The following is a 311-nucleotide window of genomic DNA, read 5'->3' on the forward strand; positions in this document are numbered from 1 at the left end:
TTTGCGCTTGCTGTAATTTGATTTGTAATGAGAAAAACCAAGCAAAGTACCGATCAACTAGTATTTTTTAGGGTCGATCTGACACCAGTCATACGTTTTTTCTTTGACACTACTCGGTTCAAACGAGTAGCAATTTTTCCTCATTATTCTCACCAATGTTTCACCATCACTTTCTCGAATTTGTAGCGGATATTTTTTTAGTACAGCCATATCTGCTCTACGTTCATCAATTTCGTCTTTGCTTGGTATGTATAAAAAGATAGCCAAAATGAACACCATCATCACAGCAACAAACGTGCTGGCAAAAATAA

Annotated in this window: 1 pseudogene; it reads right to left on the reverse strand. The window is 36.3% G+C overall.

Annotated elements, in window-relative coordinates:
* Nucleotides 1-57: 57 nt before the first annotated feature.
* Nucleotides 58-311 (reverse strand): annotated as a pseudogene (locus NI455_RS15455) (hypothetical protein); the annotation flags it as partial.

This window comes from Acinetobacter lwoffii (assembly GCF_024129435.1).
GTDB classification, from domain to species: Bacteria; Pseudomonadota; Gammaproteobacteria; order Pseudomonadales; family Moraxellaceae; genus Acinetobacter; species Acinetobacter lwoffii_F.